The organism is Kitasatospora humi, assembly GCF_020907985.1.
Classification (GTDB): Bacteria; Actinomycetota; Actinomycetes; order Streptomycetales; family Streptomycetaceae; genus Kitasatospora; species Kitasatospora humi.
The window spans coordinates 32,265-49,299 of the sequence record NZ_JAJJPA010000005.1 but is presented as its reverse complement, the minus strand read 5'-3'; the positions used below and the strand labels follow the sequence as shown (position 1 = coordinate 49,299).

The 17,035-nt window shown below is 72.5% G+C and carries 13 protein-coding genes and 1 tRNA gene; 3 read left to right on the top strand and 11 right to left on the bottom strand.

The genetic code is table 11. From position 1 onward, the window contains the following. Positions 1–2: 2 nt before the first annotated feature. The 6 genes from thrB to LN042_RS07175 all read right to left on the bottom strand — a co-directional run bounded on the left by thrB (position 3) and on the right by LN042_RS07175 (position 7,458). Positions 3–920, bottom strand: coding sequence for a homoserine kinase (gene thrB, locus LN042_RS07200; RefSeq protein ID WP_230049584.1), 918 nt, complete (start codon positions 918–920; stop codon positions 3–5). 372 nt (positions 921–1,292) lie between these two features. Next, complete coding sequence (gene thrC / locus LN042_RS07195) at positions 1,293–2,384, bottom strand: threonine synthase (RefSeq protein WP_230049582.1); 1,092 nt, start codon at positions 2,382–2,384, stop codon at positions 1,293–1,295. A gap of 2 nt (positions 2,385–2,386) precedes the next feature. Continuing rightward, a complete protein-coding gene (locus LN042_RS07190) occupies positions 2,387–3,679 on the bottom strand; it encodes a homoserine dehydrogenase (protein ID WP_230049579.1) in 1,293 nt (430 codons plus the stop codon). 131 nt (positions 3,680–3,810) lie between these two features. Next, positions 3,811–5,205, bottom strand: coding sequence for a diaminopimelate decarboxylase (gene lysA / locus LN042_RS07185; RefSeq protein ID WP_230049577.1), 1,395 nt, complete (start codon positions 5,203–5,205; stop codon positions 3,811–3,813). A gap of 98 nt (positions 5,206–5,303) precedes the next feature. Continuing rightward, positions 5,304–6,965: an arginine--tRNA ligase gene (gene argS, locus LN042_RS07180; RefSeq protein ID WP_230049575.1), complete on the bottom strand. Its 1,662-nt coding sequence runs from the start codon at positions 6,963–6,965 to the stop codon at positions 5,304–5,306. 10 nt (positions 6,966–6,975) lie between these two features. Further along, the gene (locus tag LN042_RS07175; protein ID WP_230049573.1) at positions 6,976–7,458 is read right to left on the bottom strand and encodes a response regulator; all 483 of its coding nucleotides are present in this window, start codon (positions 7,456–7,458) and stop codon (positions 6,976–6,978) included. A gap of 181 nt (positions 7,459–7,639) precedes the next feature. Between LN042_RS07175 and LN042_RS07170 the strand changes: the two genes are divergently transcribed. Together LN042_RS07170 and LN042_RS07165 are read left to right on the top strand one after the other, a co-directional pair. Further along, positions 7,640–7,711, top strand: a tRNA-Arg gene (locus LN042_RS07170). A gap of 1,064 nt (positions 7,712–8,775) precedes the next feature. Next, on the top strand, positions 8,776–9,534 hold the full coding sequence (locus LN042_RS07165; RefSeq protein ID WP_230049571.1) for a GntR family transcriptional regulator: 759 nt from the start codon (positions 8,776–8,778) through the stop codon (positions 9,532–9,534). Here LN042_RS07165 and LN042_RS07160 read toward each other — a convergent pair. From LN042_RS07160 to LN042_RS07145, 4 genes are all read right to left on the bottom strand, one after another. Beyond that, a complete protein-coding gene (locus LN042_RS07160; protein WP_230049569.1) occupies positions 9,501–9,779 on the bottom strand; it encodes a hypothetical protein in 279 nt (92 codons plus the stop codon). The genes LN042_RS07165 and LN042_RS07160 overlap by 34 nt on opposite strands. Before the next feature lie 191 nt (positions 9,780–9,970). Then, a complete protein-coding gene (locus LN042_RS07155; RefSeq protein ID WP_230049567.1) occupies positions 9,971–11,059 on the bottom strand; it encodes a trypsin-like serine peptidase in 1,089 nt (362 codons plus the stop codon). Positions 11,060–11,353: 294 nt separating this feature from the next. Beyond that, positions 11,354–12,889 (bottom strand): MFS transporter, encoded by a 1,536-nt coding sequence (locus tag LN042_RS07150; protein ID WP_230049909.1) that lies wholly within the window; start codon positions 12,887–12,889, stop codon positions 11,354–11,356. A gap of 259 nt (positions 12,890–13,148) precedes the next feature. Then, positions 13,149–14,885, bottom strand: a complete 1,737-nt coding sequence (locus LN042_RS07145; RefSeq protein ID WP_230049565.1) for a DUF885 domain-containing protein — start codon at positions 14,883–14,885, stop codon at positions 13,149–13,151. A gap of 139 nt (positions 14,886–15,024) precedes the next feature. Here LN042_RS07145 and LN042_RS07140 point away from each other — a divergent pair, with 139 nt between their 5' ends. Beyond that, positions 15,025–15,768 carry a TetR/AcrR family transcriptional regulator gene (locus LN042_RS07140; RefSeq protein ID WP_230049563.1) on the top strand — a complete coding sequence of 248 codons (744 nt, stop codon included), beginning with the start codon at positions 15,025–15,027 and terminating at the stop codon, positions 15,766–15,768. A 27-nt stretch (positions 15,769–15,795) separates the two neighbouring features. Here LN042_RS07140 and LN042_RS07135 read toward each other — a convergent pair whose 3' ends face one another. Beyond that, the gene (locus tag LN042_RS07135; protein WP_230049561.1) at positions 15,796–16,989 is read right to left on the bottom strand and encodes a serine/threonine-protein kinase; all 1,194 of its coding nucleotides are present in this window, start codon (positions 16,987–16,989) and stop codon (positions 15,796–15,798) included. Between the last annotated feature and the right edge of the window lie 46 nt (positions 16,990–17,035).

Here is a 17,035-nt window from a genome sequence, read left to right as displayed (position 1 = left end):
GGTCACCCGTCCAACGGTCGGATGCCCGCTCCGTCACGGTCCAGCCGCAGTCGGTGCGCGGCGAACCGCTCACCGGCGAACTGCAGCAGCTTTTCGGCGCCGGCCTCGTCGGTCAGCGCGAGCACGGTCGGACCGGCGCCGGAGACCACCGCCGGCACGCCCTCCGCGCGCAGCGCGGCCACCAGGGCGGCGCTGTCGGGCATCGCCGCGGCCCGGTAGTCCTGGTGCAGCCGGTCCTCGGTGGCGGCCAGCAGCAGCTCGGGGCGCCGGGTCAGCGCCTCCACGAGCAGCGCCGAGCGGCCGGCGTTGACCGCGGCGTCGGCCAGCGGGACGGTCTTGGGGAGCAGGTCGCGGGCCGTCTTGGTGAGCACCTCGGTGGCGGGGACGAAGACCACCGGGACCACACCCTCGTGCGGGTCCAGCCGGACCGCCCTGGCCGAGTCCTCGTCGGTCCAGGCGATGGTGAAACCGCCGGCCAGGCAGGCCGCGACGTTGTCCGGGTGGCCCTCCAGCTCGGAGGCGAGGGCCAGCACGGCGGCGTCGTCGAGCGCCGCCGGACCGCCGATGGTCACCGCACGGGCGGCGAGGACACCGGCGCAGATCGCGGCCGACGAGGAACCCAGGCCGCGGCCGTGGGGTATCCGGTTGGCGCAGACCACCTCCAGGCCGCGGGGCTGCCCGCCGAGCCGGTCGAAGGCGGCCCGCATCGAGCGGACCAGCAGGTGGTCCTCGGTCCTGGGCAGCGTGTCGGCGCCCTCTCCGGCGATGTCCACCGACAGGCCCGAGTCGGCGACCCGGACCACGACGTCGTCATAGAGGCCCAGCGCGAGTCCGAAGGCGTCGAACCCGGGGCCCAGGTTGGCGCTGGTCGCGGGGACCCGCACCCGGACGGCGGCGGCACGGAACGCGGGACCGGCCATGCGGTGGACTCTCCTGGGGAACTGGGCAGGCCCGTCATCGGGGGCCGGCGGTGCTGTGATTCGAGACTGGGGGCGAGGGGGGTGTCAGGACACGGCGAGCGGGTCAGTCACTGAACAGCTCTTGGCATGTGCCACACCACCAGGGTTCAGCGTATCGAAGAGAGGTTCCACAGCGGTACACCCCGTTCCCCTTCGATCTGCCGTGTTGCAGGTTATGGCCGGAATTCATGCCGATTCCGCACCGGTGGGGACAGCGCGGCGAACATGCCAGGGACAACGAAAGCGACACCGAGGCGTCGCCCCGGACCGGCGGGGCAACACCTCGGTGTGACGACCTCTCAGGCCGCGGACCGGTCGGGACCGGCCGCGGGGTCAGCCCAGCAGGCCCAGGCGCTGCGCGGCGGCCGCGGCGGACACCGGGACGGTCTGCGGCTGCGGGGCGCCGGCCACCGCCCAGTCCGGGTCCTTCAGGCCGTTCCCGGTGACGGTGCAGACGATGCGCTGGCCCGGGTCGACCAGGCCGGCCTCCGCCTTGGCCAGCAGCCCGGCCACCCCGGCGGCCGAGGCGGGCTCCACGAAGACGCCCTCCTGGGAGGCCAGCAGCCGGTAGGCGGAGAGGATCTGACGGTCCGTCACCTTGTCGATCAGGCCGCCGGACTCATCCCGGGCGGCCTCGGCGAAGGCCCACGAGGCCGGGTTGCCGATCCGGATCGCGGTGGCGATGGTCTGCGGCTTCAGCACCGGGGCGCCGTCCACGATCGGGGCCGAACCGGCGGCCTGGAAGCCCCACATCCGCGGGGTGCGGGTGGCGAGCCCGTCCGCCCGGTACTCGCGGTAGCCCTTCCAGTAGGCGGTGATGTTGCCCGCGTTGCCGACCGGCAGGACGTGGATGTCGGGGGCGTCCCCGAGCATGTCCACGATCTCGAAGGCGGCGGTCTTCTGGCCCTCGATCCGTACCGGGTTGACCGAGTTCACCAGCGCCACCGGGTAGTCCTCGGACAGCTCGCGCGCCAGGGTGAGGCAGTCGTCGAAGTTCCCGTCCACCTGGAGGATCCGCGAACCGTGCACCAGCGCCTGGCCCATCTTGCCGAGCGCGATCTTGCCCTGCGGCACCAGCACCGCGCAGACCAGGCCGGCCCGCACCGCGTAGGCGGCGGCCGAGGCCGAGGTGTTGCCGGTGGAGGCGCAGATCACGGCCTGGGCGCCGGCCTCCTTGGCCTTGGAGATCGCCATCGTCATGCCCCGGTCCTTGAAGGAGCCGGTCGGATTGGCGCCCTCGACCTTGAGGTAGACGTCACAGCCGGTGCGCTCGGAGAGCACCTGGGCGGGGACCAGCGGCGTGCCGCCCTCCAGCAGGGTGACCACCGGAGTGGTCTCGGACACCGGCAGGCGGTCGCGGTACTCCTCGATCAGGCCCCGCCACTGGTGGGTGTGCCCGCCGACGCGGTCGATCACGGCGTTCATGCTCATTCCCCTTCAACCCGCATGATGCTGGCCACATCCCGCACGCTGTCCAGCGCGCGGATCTTCTCAACGGTCGCCGACAGCGCGGCGTCGGTGGCCCGGTGGGTGACCACGACGAGCGAGGCGTCGCCGTCGCGGCCCTGCTGGCGCACGGTGTCGATGGAGACGCCGTGCTCGGCGAAGACCGAGGCCACCTGCGCCAGCACGCCGGCCCGGTCGTCCACGTCCAGGCTGACGTGGTAGCGGGTGACGACCTCGTCCATCGGCTTGGCCGGCAGCCGGGTGTAGACCGAGTCGCCCGGCCCGGTGCTGCCGTTCAGCTTGTTGCGGCAGACCGCGACCAGGTCGCCGAGCACCGCGGAGGCGGTGGGCGCGCCGCCCGCGCCCGGCCCGTAGAACATCAGCCGGCCGGCGGCCTCGGCCTCCACGAAGACCGCGTTGTAGGCCTCCCGGACGCTGGCCAGCGGGTGGCTGAGCGGGATCATCGCCGGGTGCACCCGGGCGGTGACCGACTCGCCGTCGGCGGCCCGCTCGCAGATCGCCAGCAGTTTGACCACGCAGCCCATCTGCTTGGCGCTGGCGATGTCGGCGGCGGTCACCTCGGTCAGGCCCTCGCGGTAGACGTCGGCGGCGGTGACCTTGGTGTGGAAGGCGATGCCGGCCAGGATCGCGGCCTTGGCGGCGGCGTCGAAGCCCTCCACGTCGGCGGTCGGGTCGGCCTCGGCGTAGCCCAGCGCGGTGGCCTCCTCCAGCGCCTCCGAGTAGCCGGCGCCGGTGGTGTCCATCTTGTCCAGGATGAAGTTGGTGGTGCCGTTGACGATGCCCAGCACCCGGTTCACCCGGTCGCCGGCCAGCGACTCGCGCAGCGGGCGGATCAGCGGGATCGCGCCGGCCACCGCGGCCTCGTAGTACAGGTCCACGCCGGCCTCGGCGGCCGCCTGGTGCAGCTCGGCGCCGTCCTTGGCGAGCAGCGCCTTGTTGGCGCTGACCACCGAGGCGCCCTGTCCGAAGGCGGAGAGGATCAAGCCCTTGGACGGCTCGATGCCGCCGACCACCTCGATCACCACGTCGATGTCGCCGCGGTTGACCAGCGCCTCGGCGTCGGTGGTGATCAGGTGCTCGGGCACCCCCGGGCGGGGCCGGCCGGCCCGGCGGACCGCGATGCCGGCGAGCTCGACCGGCGCGCCGATGCGCGCGGCGAGGTCGGCGGCGTCCGTCGTCATGATGCGCGCCACCTCGGAGCCCACCACACCACAGCCCAGCAACGCCACCTTCAGCGGCCGAGTACGCATCATCCGACTCCGCTCATTCCATTCGGGTATTCCGGGCCCTGGGGATCCGGCTTTCGGATCCGGCCCTGGGGTCAAGTCTCGGGGACGATCGGTAAAGATCTATCGGCGTTTCAGGATCTGAGACAGGATTTTCGTCATCCGATATCCAGGCGCAACAGATCCTCTTCCGTCTCGCGCCGCACGACCACCCGGGCCGCGCCGTCCGAAACGGCGATCACGGGAGGGCGGAGCGCGTGGTTGTAGTTGCTCGCCATCGAGCGGCAGTAGGCGCCGGTGGCCGGTACCGCGATCAGGTCGCCCGGGGCCAGATCGGCCGGCAGGTAGGCGTCCTTCACCACGATGTCGCCGGACTCGCAGTGCTTGCCGACCACCCTCGCCGGCATCGGATCGGCCGTGCTGGTCCGGGAGACCAGGGCCACCGAATAGGCGGCGTCGTAGAGCGCGGTGCGGATGTTGTCGGACATCCCGCCGTCCACGCTGACGTAACTGCGCAGCCCGGGCAGCGGCTTGACTGTGCCCACCCGGTAGAGCGTGCAGGTGGTCGGGCCGGCGATGGCCCGGCCCGGCTCCACGCTGAGCCGGGGAACCGCCAGCCCGGCCGCCGCGCACTCGCGGCGGACGATCTCGGTGAGCGAGACGGCGATCTCGGCGGGCTCGCTCGGGTCGTCCTCGGCGGTGTAGGCGATGCCCAGGCCGCCGCCCAGGTCGATCTCCGGCAGTTCCACGCCGTGCTCGTCGCGGATCCGGGCGAGCAGGCCGACCACCCGGCGGGCCGCCACCTCGAAGCCGGCGGTGTCGAAGATCTGCGAGCCGATGTGCGAGTGCAGGCCGCGCAGCTCCAGGGCGTCGGACTCGGCCAGGACGCGCCGGACCGCCTCGGCAGCGGCGCCGTCGGGCAAGGAGAGGCCGAACTTCTGGTCCTCGTGGGCCGTCGCGATGAACTCGTGGGTGTGCGCCTCGACGCCGACCGTCACCCGGATCAGCACCGGCTGGCGCACCCCGTGGGCCCGGGCCGTGGCGGCCAGCCGGTCGATCTCCTGGAACGAGTCCAGCACGACGTGGCCGACCCCGGTCTTGACCGCCAGCTCCAGCTCCTCGGCCGACTTGTTGTTGCCGTGCAGCGCGAGGCGCCGGGCGGGCATTCCGGCGGCCAGCGCCACCGCCAACTCCCCGGCGCTGCACACGTCGAGGTTGAGCCCGTCCTCGTGCAGCCAGCGGACCACCGCCTTGCAGAGGAAGGCCTTGCCCGCGTAGTAGACGTCCGCCCCGGCGCCGAAGGCATCCCGCCAGGCCCGCGCCCGGGCCCGGAAGTCGGCCTCGTCCAGCAGGTAGGCCGGGGTGCCGAACTCCTCGGCCAGCTCGGTCACCGGGATGCCTCCCACGGTGGCGGTGCCGGCGGCGTCGCGGGCGACGGTGCGGGACCAGATCTTCGGGTCCAGCCTGTTCAAGTCGCCGGGCGGGGCCGGGCGGTGACCCTCGGACAGCACGTCTGCGTAGCGCGGACCGGCGGGGTGCGCGGAGCGGCTCATGGTGCTTCTCCTTGTGCTCTGCTGGCTCTACTAGCGGACAGGGGCGGTGACGGTTCCGATGAACCGTCACCGCCCCTGTCGAGCAAGGCGGTTGGCGGCTACATCCGCTCGGGGGCCGAAACCCCCAGGAGCGTCAGACCGTTGGCGAGCACCGTGCGCGTCGCCTCGACCAGCCAGAGGCGGGCCCGGTGCGTGTCCGTCAGCTCCTCGTCGCCCTTGGGCAGGAACTGGCAGTTCTCGTAGAGCCGGTGGTACTTGCCGGCCAGCTCCTCCAGGTAGCGCGCGACGTGGTGCGGCTCGCGCAGCTCGCCGGAGCGGGCCACGATGCGCGGGAACTCGCCCAGGTAGCCGAGGACGTCGTTCTCCCACTCGGTGGCCAGCAGCTCCGGCTTGAACTCGGCGGCGGTGCCCTTGTCCACGCCCAGCTCGGCGGCCTTGCGGGCCACGCCGCACATCCGGGTGTGCGCGTACTGCACGTAGTAGACCGGGTTCTCGTTGGTCTGGCTGGTCAGGATGTTGATGTCGAGCGTGATCGTGGAGTCGGTGGAGGAGCGGCTCAGGGTGTAGCGCGCGGCGTCCACGCCGATCCAGTCGACCACGTCGTCGATGGTGATGATGTTGCCGGCCCGCTTGGACATGCGGACCTCCTCGCCATCACGCAGCATCTTGACGAACTGGCCGATCTTGACCTCGATGTTGCGGTTCATGTCGTCGCCCGCACAGGCCGCGATGGCCTTGAGCCGGCCGACGTAGCCGTGGTGGTCGGCGCCCAGCATGTAGACGCTGACCTCGGCACCGCGGTCCCGCTTGGAGAGGTAGTAGGCGGCGTCGGCGGCGAAGTAGGTGGTCTCGCCGTCGGCCTTGATCAGCACCCGGTCCTTGTCGTCACCGAAGTCGGTGGTGCGCAGCCAGATCGCGCCGTCCCGGTCGAAGACGTGGCCCTGCTCGCGCAGCCGCTCCATGGCCGTGGTGACGGCGCCGGAGTCGTGCAGCGACTTCTCCGAGAACCAGGTGTCGAAGTGGGTGCCGAACTCGTCCATGGAGCGCTTGATCTCGGCCACCATGAGCTGCAGCCCGTGGGCGCGGAAGGCCGACAGCTGCTCGTCCTCGGGCAGGTCGAGGATGCCCGGCACGCCGTCGGTGATCGCCTTGGCGATGTCGTTGATGTACTCGCCGACGTAGCCGTCCGCCGGGACCGGCTGCCCGTTGGCGGCGGCCATCAGCGAGGCGGCGAACTTGGAGATCTGCACGCCCGCGTCGTTGAGGTAGTACTCGGTGGACACGTCGGCGCCGGTCGCGCGCAGGATGCGGGCCAGCGAGTCGCCGACGGCCGCCCAGCGGACGCCGCCGATGTGGATCGGGCCGGTCGGGTTGGCGGAGACGAACTCCAGGTTGATCTTCAGGCCCTTGAGCGCCTCGTTGCGGCCGTACGCCGCGCCCGCCTCGACGATGGTGCGGGCCAGCTCGCCCTGGGTGGCGGTGTCCAGCGTGATGTTGAGGAAGCCCGGGCCGGCGATGTCGACCTTGGCCACGCCGGGCAGCTCTCGGAGTCGGCCGGCGACCAGCTCGGCCACCGCGCGCGGCGGCTTGCCGGCCGGCTTGGCCAGCTGGAGCGCCACATTGGTGGCGTAGTCGCCGTGGTCGCGGTTCTTCGGTCGCTCGACCGTCACCTGCTCGGGAACGTCGACGGACAGCTCGCCCGCCTCGACGGCGGCGCGCACGGCGACCTGGACTGCCTGGGAGAGCTCTGCGGGTGTCACGCGCCCAAGCCTAGGCGAGAGGGCGATGCGGACCGCGCGGTGGCCGCCCATCGAGATCCTGTTCACTCTGGGCGAACAGGGTGCCCGCCTCCCCCGTGCCGAAGGTGAACCCCGCCCGCGGCCGGCCCCGCAGCACCAGCAGGCGGTGCACCAGGGCCACCAGGTCCGCCGGGTCGAAGGGCTTGGCCAGGTAGCCGTCCACCCCGACCGACTCGCCCTTCTCCAGGTCCGCCGGCGTGCAGGCGCTCACGATCGCGATCGGCAGCCCGGCGGTGCCCGCGTCCGCCCGCAGCCGGGCCGCCGTCCGCAGCCCGTCCAGCCGGGGCATCATCACGTCAAGCGTCACCACGTCCGGACGCACCCGGCGGACCACCTCCAGGCACTCGGCGCCATCGGCCGCGGTCACCACCTCGAAGCCCTCCAGCTCCAGGTTGACCCTGATCAGCTGACGGATCACCTCGCTGTCGTCCACCACGAGGACCCGCCTGGACACACCCGACACCCCACCGAGCCTAGGCCCGCCCACCCGCTCCCGTCCGGGCTTTCCCCCACCCGGACCGAACCGGCACCGCCGCCCTGCCGCGGTCCTGCGAAAACCCGTGCACGGAGTGCCCCGTGGAGCTGGTAATGTTCTCCACGTCGCCGGAACGCGCAAGCGAAGGCGACACAGGCAAGCCCCCGTAGCTCAGGGGATAGAGCACCGCCCTCCGGAGGCGGGTGCGTAGGTTCGAATCCTACCGGGGGCACTTCGCACGAAGTGCTTGAGCGAGGCCCAGGTCCAGCGGACCTGGGCCTTTCGCCTTCCCGGGGGCGACTCCACGCTCAGAGCCGCCCGCGCTCCCACGCGGATCAGGCGCACACGGGGACGAACAGCCTCAACAGCAGGGCGAGCACCGGCACCAGGCCCGCCAACACCCCCACCCCCAGACACACCCACCCGGCCCGCCCGGCCCCCGGTGTCCCGCGCTGCCGCAACACGGCGGAGGAGCCGAGCGCGACGGCGCAACCAGCACCGCGCCGAACAGGACGACCGCACCGGCAGCAGTCATGTCTCCCCCTAGGCACTTCGCGGTGATCGTAGCGGCGCAAGATCCACAGCAGAGCACCCGTGCAGCACCCTCACCATCTGGGCGGCGACCAGCCAGCGGGCGCGAGGGTCATCGGGGGTGGTGATGACCTCCTGGGCCGGACGCCCCGGCAAGTAGAGGCTCCCGTACACACCGCACCGGCGGGCATCGCGCACCCGCACGGCAATGTGGCCCCCGCGCAGGTGCGGGCACATCCGGGCGGACACGTGCGCGCAGGGCATGCACACCGGCGGATGAGTGGCCGCCATCCCTTCGGGCCAGCCAGGCCAGTCGTCACGGTCGTCCTTGAGCAGCCAGAGCACGCCGTCGCCGCTGCGGTCAGCCGGACCGCCGCAGACCTGGCAGAGCAGCCGGAGCATCGCCCGTCGCTGGCGGCCGCTGTGAACGCGACCGAGCTCCGGTGTGCCTTGGCCAGGACGGGAGCTGACGCGACGCCACAGGATGCCGTCCGAGTCGCGGTCGCAGGGGGTTTCGTCGCGATAGGCGAGCCTGCCACCCGGAAGAACGCCCAACTCCGAAGCGAGAACGCCCTCACTGCTCCAACTGCTGATGTACGGCACGAATCCACGACCCGCAGCGCTCATCGCCGCTCCTTCCGACCGATCAGTCAACATCTCTAGAGAACTACTCATCTCTAGAGATGTCAACGGGCGGTCTCGCACTCGCCGCTTCCTGGACCCGCCCCTACGATGGCTGCTGTCTAGAGATCACAGAGGAGTCCCGTGACTGAGAACGGCGCGAAGCAGCCCAAATACCGTCGGATCGCCGAAGAACTCAAAGCGGCCATCGACGCGGGCCAGTACGCGCCGGGCGATCGTTTGCCGGGCGAGAACGACCTCATGGAGACCTACGGCGTCGCCCGCATGACTGCACGCCAGGCCCTCGGCGTCCTGCAGAGCGAAGGACTGGCCGAGGCGCGCAAGGGCGCCGGGGTGTTCCTCCGGGACTTCCGGCCACTGCGACGGCGGGGGATTCCGCGCCTGGCGGAGAGTCAATGGGGCGCCGGCAAATCGATCTGGGCGGCGGACGTCGGAAACCGGTCGCTGGAAGTCGACCACGTCGACGTCGCGGAGGCGTCCGCACGGGCCGACATCGCCACCGCGCTGGACATCGAGCCCGGCCAGGCTGTCTGCGTGCGGCACCGGCGCTTCCTCCTCGACGGCAAGCCGATCCTGCTCTCCACCTCCCACTTCCCCGCTGCCCTGGTCACCGGCACCCGGATCACCGAGGCGGACACCGGGCCCGGCGGGAGCTATGCGCGGCTGGCCGAGATCGGGGCGAAGCCGGTGCGGTTCCGGGAGGAGATCCGGTCGCGGATGCCCAATGCCGAGGAGGCGGCGGCTCTGGAGTTGGCGGCGGGGACTCCGGTGGTGCTGGTGTGCCGTACGGCATACGCCGAAGACGGACGGGCGGTGGAGCTCAACGAGATGGTGCTGGACGCCGGAGCCTATGTGCTGGAGTACGAGTTCGAGGCCTGCTGATCAGGTCGACCGCCGCTGATGACGTAGACCAGCACGGCCAGGGCCAGCAGCTTGCGGACAGGCTCCGGCTGACGCTGCCGCGGCCCGGCGAACGGGAGGGTCCGGCTGAAGGAGGCCGTCCGGAAGCCTTCACCGGTCGCGAGCGTGCCGAAGGCCACCACTCCCCACCACTCGGCGCCGAAGCGGGTCGTGTGCGGGTCGTCCGCAAGGACCGACTCGTGGAAGAGGCACTGGATGACCATCAAGCCGGTGACCAGGATCAGCAGAGCGCCCGCGCCACCCAGTACCTGAAGCCGCGCCGGTACCAGTCGGTCCCGACCCCGGGGACCGACAGCACGGCCACCCCCGGGGGCAGGCCCTGGAGGTGGACGCGCTTCGAGCGGGGCGGGACCGGACCGGCCGATCCGTCGTGCAGGGGCGAGACCCTACCGGCCGGTCACGACCCCGTCGCCGAGTAGTACAGGTTCCCGATCGTCGAGTCGAAGTACGCGCTGTACGAGGTGTCGTCGGTGTCGCCGCCCTGCTGGTAGCCGCCGATGACGCCGATGACGTTGCCCGTGGCGGTGGAGATCCAGGGGCCGCCACTGGTGCCGTTGGGGTAGGCGGGGCAGTCGATGCGGCGCTGGTAGGCGGACTGCTGGGTGGTGGCGTTGCTGCAGACGATCGGCTCGTCGGTGGCGTTGGGGTAGCCGTAGAGGCGGACGGTGGCGGTGAAGGGCTCGTTGAGGCCCAGGTTCTCGCTGCCGACCACGTCCTCGACCTGCTGGCCGCTGCTGTTGGGCGCGAGCTGGAGGAAGGCGAAGTCCTGGTCGGGGTCGCCGTTCTGGGACCAGCCGTTGGTGGTGAAGACCTTGGTGACCTGCCAGGTGCCGAACGGCGCCTTGCCGTCGCGGTAGCCGGGGGCGAAGGTGACGCCGCTCGCGCCGCCGGAGACGCAGTGCGCGGCGGTGAGGAGCAGGTCGCGGGCGGCGCTGTGCACCACGCTGGCCGTGCAGAAGTGGTTGCCGGGGCCGACCGGTGCGCTGAACAGGGCGCCGACCCGGTTGGCCTCGGGGCCGGGCGGGGCGGTCTGGGTGGTGGGTGCCGAGCGGCTGTCGGTGTCCTGCGGGGTCGGCGAGGAGGGGGCCGCCTGGGTCGGCGAGCCGGACGGCGCGGGGGCCGGCGGCGTGTCGCTCGGGCTCGGGCTCGGGGTGGGCGTCGGGGAGGGGGAGTTCAGCGGCGGCAGCTGGGCCACCGGGGAGCTGCTGGAGGGCCCGGCGACGGTGGCCGGGCCGGCCGGGTCGACGGCGGGTGAGCTCGGGGTGGCCGAGCCGGCGGACGGCTGGGCCCGCCTCACGCTCTTGGCCGGCCCGGCCGCCTTGTGCGTCACCGAGCCGCCGGTCAGCCCGGTGAACGCGGCGGCGTCGGGGGTGAGCATGCTGACCCCCGTTATCGCCCCGAGCAGCACCACGGCGAGCGTGGCCATCATGACCACCGGACGGACCCTGCGGACGCGGCGTGCCCCGCGCTGCTGCTCACTGGTCATCAGGACGTGACTCCTGCCCACGATCGGTCGGTGCTCATGGCCCGGTCGGCCGGTTGCTCGACGCCGGGGTGCGGCGCCGTGGCCCCTACCGACTATTACCCGGCGCACTGGTCGTCAGGTGATGCTGGGCTGAGAGCCGTCTGAGAATCCACCGGCCGGGGTAAGGCAGGAGTCGAGGACGTGTCCGCCCGGTGGACTGCGCAGACATCATGACCGACGGTTCGCGCCGGGAGGAAGAGGGACTGCCGCAGCGATTGGACGGCCCGTCAGGTGGCCCGCTCCCCGACCATCCCGTCAGGTGGCTTCTCCCCCGGGTTCCGGACGGGGCGTGCCCCCGGCGGCGGCCGCCGTTCCGGTCGCGGGTTGCCGGGCCCGGCCCTCCTGTTCGGCGGCCTGGTCCTGCGGGCCCGGCCGGTGGTCGACCATGACGGCCGCGACCAATGCCGCGAGCAGGAAGATCCCGAGCGCGACCCAGGCGGCGACGCTGTAGCCGTGCACCGCGCCCGCGTCCTGGACCGCCTTGCTGGCCACGTTCTTGCCGACCAGGTAGGCCGTGGTGGCACTGGCCGCGATCGTGTTGAGCAGCGCGGTCCCGATCGAGCCGCCGACCTGCTGGGCGGTGTTGATGGTGGCCGCCGCCGCGCCGGTCTCGCGTGGCGCGACGCCGAGGGTGGCGAGGTTCATGGACGGCATGAAGACCAGGCCCATGCCGAGGCCGAGCAGCAGCTCGCTGGGCAGCACCATGGCCGCGTACGGGCTGTCCACCCTCATCTGGGACAGCCAGGCCATGCCGGAGGCGCCGAGCAGCAGTCCGGGCACGATCAGGTACCGGGACGGCACCCGGGTCATCAACCGGGCCGCGATGCCGGTCGAGGCGAAGATGATCGCCGCGGTCATCGGCAGGAACCCCACACCGGTCTTCAGTGGCGAGAACCCCTTGACCGTCTGCAGGTAGAACGTCAGGAACAGGAACATCCCGAACAGCCCGATCACGGCCAGGCCGACCGACAGGGCGGCGCCGCCGCGGTTGCGGTCGCGCACGATGTGCAGCGGCAGCAGCGGGTGCGTGGAGTACTTCTCGAACAGCACGAAGCAGACCTCCAGGGCCGCACCCAGGCAGAGGCAGGCCAGCACCAGCCAGTTGCCCCAGCCGCGCGACTCGGCCTCCGAGGTGCCGTAGACGATGGCCAGCAGCCCGCCGCAGCCCAACGCCACGCCCGGGAGGTCGAGTGGGATCCGCCGGCCCTTGGCGATGTGGTCGCGCTTCAGCAACCGGTAGGCCCCGAGCGCCGCGACCAGTGCGATCGGCACGTTGACGAACAGGCACCAGCGCCAGTTGAGGTACTCGGTGAGCAGCCCTCCCGCGATGAAGCCGACGGCACTGCCGCCCGCCGCGATGGCGCCGAAGATGCCGAAGGCGGTGGCGCGTTCACGCGGTTGGGTGAAGGTGGTGGAGAGCAGGCCGAGCGCCGAGGGGGCCAGGAGCGCGCCGAAGCCGCCCTGCAGCGCCCGGGCGAGGAAGAGCATCTCCGGGGAGACCGCGGCGCCGCCGAGCGCGGAGGCGAGGGCGAAGCCGAGCAGACCGGTCATGAAGGTGCGCTTTCGGCCGAACAGGTCGCCGAGACGGCCGCCGAGCAGCAGCAGCCCGCCGAAGGCGAGGGTGTACGCGGTGATCACCCACTGCCGGTCGCCGGTGGAGATCCCCAGGTCCTTCTGGGCGGACGGTAGCGCGATGTTCACGATCGTGATGTCGAGCACGATCATCAGCTGGGCGATGGCGATCACGGCCAGTGCCCGCCAGCGGCGGGGGTCCGGCACCGGGTCGCTCATCGCGTGTTGGGCGGACACGGGAGGAGCCTTCCGGACGGGGTGCCGCCGGCGTGCGCGGACGGCCTTTCTCCAGCGAAGCTCGCTGAGTCAGACAAGGCAAGCCAAAAACCAGGACAAACGGGGAATAAGTCCCCGATTATGCCGAGCCCTGCCGCCCCTGGTGCCCGGGTGGCGACGCCCCGGGACCACGCCGCCGCGAGGTGGTCCCGGGTGCCCGGCCGAAGCCCTCCGTCAGTGCATCAGAGCAGGTCGGAGCAGGTCAGAGCACCGAGAGCTCCGCCACCAGGTCGTCCAGGCCCAGCGAACCCTGGGAGAGCGCCGCCATGTGCCAGGCCTTGAGGTCGAACTCCGCACCGCGCGCCTCGTGCGCCGCCCGCGCCGCCGCCCGGCCGCGCAGCCAGGCCCGCTCGCCCAGCTTGTAGCCGATCGCCTGCCCGGGCATGCCCAGGTAGCGGACCAGCTCGCTGTCCAGGAAGGCCGCGGACAGCCCGCAGTACTCGCCGAAGAACTCCCGGGCCAGCTCGGGGGTCATCGGCTCGCCCGGGCGGAACGGCGAGTCGGCCGGGAACTCCAGGCCGAGGTGCATGCCGATGTCCACGATCACCCGCAGCGCCCGCATCATCTGGGCGTTGAGGTAGCCGAGGCGGTGCCCCGGGTCGGTGAGGTAGCCGAGCTCGTCCATCAGGCGCTCGGCGTAGAGCGCCCAGCCCTCCAGGTTGGCGCTGACGCCGCCCAGGCTGACCTGGTAGGTGGAGAGGCTGCCGGCCACGTAGTTCCACTGCGCCAGCTGCAGGTGGTGACCGGGGACGCCCTCGTGGTACCAGGTGCTGACCAGGTCCCAGACCGGGAACCGCTCACGGCCGAGCACCGGCAGCCAGGTGCGGCCGGGGCGGGTGAAGTCCAGCGAGGGGGCGGTGTAGTACGGGGCCGCCGCGCTGCCCGCGGGGGCTATCCGCGACTCCACCCGGGTGACCGGCTCGGCCAGGTCGAAGTGCACGCCCTGCAGGTCGCTGATCGCCTGGTCCATCAGGCCCTGCAGGTACTCGCGGGCCGTCCCGGCGCCCTCGATGGCCTCGCCCTCGGTCTCCAGCCACTTCATCGCCTGCATCGGCGTGCTGCCCGGGCGGACCTTCTCGGCCTCGACGCGCATCTGGCGGTCCAGGTCGTGGAACTCCGTCCACGCCCACCGGTAGGCCTCGTCCAGGTCCAGGTCGGCACCGGTCCAGAAGCGCACCCAGCGGCCGTAGCGCTCGCGGCCGACCGCGTCGGGGGCGTCGGCGGCGGCCGGGTGGTAGACGTCCGAGAGCCAGTCGCGCAGCGCGGCGAGCTCCTCGGCGGCGGTGCGGGCGTGGCCGACCAGCTCGGCGCGCACCGCCTCGGGGGCCGGGCTGACCAGCACGCCGAACCAGCCGGCCGGCCGGGCCTCCTCGACCGCCGAGTCGTCCGGGGCCAGCCACTCGTCGAGCTGTCCGATCACCGTGACCACCTGGCGCGGCCCGGAGAACAGCCGGGCGGCGACGCCCGCCTCCAGCAGCTCGCGGTAGCCGCGCAGGGTCTGCGGGATCCGGGCCAGTCGGCGACCGAGCCGCCGCCAGTCGTCCTCCGTGTCGGTCGGCAGCAGGGTGAACAGCTCGCGGGTGTTGTGCAGCGGCGAGCCGAGGTTGCGGACCGCGCGCAGGTGCTCGCCGGCCTCGTGCACGGCGAGCTCCGCGGTGAGCCGCTCGCGCAGCAGCCGGGCGCAGCGCCGCTCGGCAGGCGGGTCGGCGGCGGCATCGACGGCACCGGCCGCCTCCGCGGCGTCCAGCTGGGCCAGGGTGCGGCGGGCCAGCTCGGCGAGGGCGTCCTGGCCGGCCGGGGAGAGATCGGGGAGGCGGTCGTCCTCCGGGTTGAGCCCGAGGTAGACCGCGGTCAGCGGGTCGAGGTCGGCAAGGGCCTGCACATAGGCGTCCGCGATGCTCCGCGGGGTGCCGGTGGGGGAATTCACTTCGGAAGCCATTAGGACATCTTTTCGCAACCGGGTCGCTTTGCAATCCCCTTTCCGGAACGGGTGGTTGCGATTTACCGGCGTGTGCGCCCGCGCGCGGCGGCCTCCGCCAGGCTGTGGCGCCCGTGCACCGGCCACTACGCTGACCGCCATGAGCGACACGGAGCCGGCACCACCCGCTGCCCCCGCCGGCCGCAAGCGGTCCGGCTACCGACGGCTCCCCGTGCAACAGCGCCGCGAGCAGCTGATCGCCGTGGCGCTGGCCCTGTTCTCCGCCCGGCCGCCGGACGAGGTGAGCCTGGACGACGTGGCCGAGGCCTCCGGCGCCTCCCGCCCACTGGTCTACCGCTACTTCGCCGGCGGCAAGCAGCAGCTCTACGAGGCGGCGCTGCGCAGCGCCGCCGAGGAGCTGATCAGCCGGTTCGCCGTGCCCGCCCAGGGCACCCCGACCGAGCAGCTGGGCGCCGTGCTGGCCGGCTACCTGTCGTTCGTCGCCGAGCACGACGCGGGCTACGCGGCCCTGCTGCGCGGCGGCTCGGTGGTGGCGACCGCGCGGACCGGCGCGATAGTCGACGAGGTGCGGCGCACCGCGCTGCGCCGCACCGTGCGCTACATGGGCGTGCGCGAGCCCGGCCCCCGACTGACCCTGCTGGTCCGGTCCTGGATCTCGGTGGTCGAGGCCTGCTCGCTCAGCTGGCTGGACGAGGGCCGCCAACTGCCGCCCGCCGAGCTGTGCGACTGGCTGGTGGACGAGTTCGTGGTGATGACCGCCGCCACCGCCGCCCATGACGAGCAGACCGCCGAGGTGCTGGCCGGCCTGCTCGCGCTGGACGGACCGGACGGGCGGGCGGCCCGCCTGCTGGAGCGGCTCGCCGCCCCGCGGACCGTCGACTGAGCGGCCGTCACGCCGACCGGGGCCGGCTCAGCAGCCGGTACGGTTGACGGCCCCGAGCAGCGCCGCCAGCAGGCCGGGCGGGCACAGCCGTTCGGGCACCGGGGTGCGGGCCAGCCGGCGCTGGATCGCCTCCACCTCGGGGTGGCCGTCACCGAGCGCGGCGGTGGCCAGCGGGGCCAGTTCGGCGAGCACGCAGTAGGCCTCGTCGGGCCGGCCGAGCCGGGCCAGCGCCACCGCCAGATCGTGGCAGGTGCGCAGCGTGCGGGCATCGTCCGGGCCGAAGGCGAGCGCGAACTGCTCGATCAGCGGGCGCAGTTGGTCGACCGCCTCGGCGGCCCTGCCGTCCTCGGCGGCCTGGAAGGCGGCGTCCGCGCGGCGCCGCAGGTCGCGGATCGCCTCCAGGGCGCGGGCCAGCCGTTCGGCCACCACGGCGGCGCTGTCGGGGCGTTCGGCCGGGTCCTTGGCGAGCAGTTCGGCGATCAGCTCGGCCGGCCCGGTGGGCAGCGCGGACGGCCGCGGCGGCTCCTCCTCCAGGTGCTGCACCATCAGCCCGTAGGTGTTGCCGGCGGTGAACGGCCGTTGCCCGGTGAGCAGTTCGTAGAGCACGCAGCCGACCGCGTAGAGGTCGGAGCGGACCGAGCCGGGCTCGCCGCGCCACCGCTCGGGCGCCAGGTACGGGGTGGAACCGATCACCGCGCCCTCGGTGGTGAGCGCGTCCCGGTTGTCGCCGATCTGCGCGATGCCGAAGTCCAGCACCTTGAGCACGCTCCGGTCCGGCGCGGTGAACATGATGTTCTCCGGCTTGACGTCCCGGTGGATCACCTGGGCGGCGTGGGCGGCGGCGAGCGCCGCGCAGAGCTGCCGGGCCCAGTCCAGGGCGCGCGGCAGCTCCGGGCGCCCGTCGGCCAGCACCTGCTTCAGGGTCAGGCCGTTGAGCAGCTCCATCACCAGGTAGCTGAACCGCTCGCCCTCCGAGGAGTCCTCGCCGAGGTCCAGCACCAGCACGATGTTCGGGTGCACCAGCTTGGCCAGCACCTCGGTCTCCCGGCGCAGCCGGGCCAGATCGGTGGCCGCTTCCTTGGTGCCGCGGTGGCGCAGCGTCTTGACCGCCACCTGGCGGCCGAGCCGCTGGTCGTAGGCCTCCCAGACCACCCCGAAGCCGCCGCGGCCCAGCTCCCCGATCAGGCGGTAGCGCTCCCCCAGTACGTCGCCGGCTCTCATGACTCCCCCAGAACGTGCCCGGCCGGCGCCTTGAGACAGCCGACCG

Coding starts and splice junctions, on each gene's coding strand:
- thrB (WP_230049584.1), bottom strand. CDS start 920: ATGGCCGGTCCCGCGTTCCGTGCCGCCGCCGTCCGGGTGCGGGTCCCC.
- LN042_RS07190 (WP_230049579.1), bottom strand. CDS start 3,679: ATGATGCGTACTCGGCCGCTGAAGGTGGCGTTGCTGGGCTGTGGTGTG.
- LN042_RS07155 (WP_230049567.1), bottom strand. CDS start 11,059: ATGACCAGTGAGCAGCAGCGCGGGGCACGCCGCGTCCGCAGGGTCCGT.
- LN042_RS07145 (WP_230049565.1), bottom strand. CDS start 14,885: ATGGCTTCCGAAGTGAATTCCCCCACCGGCACCCCGCGGAGCATCGCG.
- thrC (WP_230049582.1), bottom strand. CDS start 2,384: ATGAACGCCGTGATCGACCGCGTCGGCGGGCACACCCACCAGTGGCGG.
- LN042_RS07150 (WP_230049909.1), bottom strand. CDS start 12,889: ATGAGCGACCCGGTGCCGGACCCCCGCCGCTGGCGGGCACTGGCCGTG.
- LN042_RS07135 (WP_230049561.1), bottom strand. CDS start 16,989: ATGAGAGCCGGCGACGTACTGGGGGAGCGCTACCGCCTGATCGGGGAG.
- lysA (WP_230049577.1), bottom strand. CDS start 5,205: ATGAGCCGCTCCGCGCACCCCGCCGGTCCGCGCTACGCAGACGTGCTG.
- LN042_RS07140 (WP_230049563.1), top strand. CDS start 15,025: ATGAGCGACACGGAGCCGGCACCACCCGCTGCCCCCGCCGGCCGCAAG.